This window comes from Pantoea sp. SIMBA_079 (assembly GCF_046940275.1).
In the GTDB taxonomy this organism is placed as follows: domain Bacteria; phylum Pseudomonadota; class Gammaproteobacteria; order Enterobacterales; family Enterobacteriaceae; genus Pantoea; species Pantoea borealis.
Genome location: NZ_JAWRYR010000187.1, coordinates 1 through 281, shown reverse-complemented (window position 1 = coordinate 281; position 281 = coordinate 1). Strand labels below are relative to the sequence as shown.

Annotated in this window: 1 pseudogene; it reads left to right on the top strand. The window is 68.3% G+C overall.

What is annotated here, in order from left to right:
* Positions 1-281: pseudogene (locus SB719_RS19645) on the top strand (hypothetical protein); the annotation flags it as partial.

The following is a 281-nucleotide window of genomic DNA, read 5'->3' as shown; positions in this document are numbered from 1 at the left end:
GCAATCGGAGCGCTTGCCGCATTCTCGGCCGAGAGCATCGAGCAGACCTACGGAAGCGCGGCGGCACGGACGCAACTGATCCAGCTCGCGATCGCGAACCCCACGATCCTCGTGCTGCGCGGCATTCCGCAGGGGGCAGGTGTCGCCGCCCTCACCTTCTTCGAGATCTACACCTTCATCGCCCTGATGGCTGGGCTGATGAACACGTTCCTGGCCGTTCGCCACTCCCGGGCGGAGGAGGAGCAGGGACGGGCCGAGCTGGTCGCCGCGACGCCCGCCGG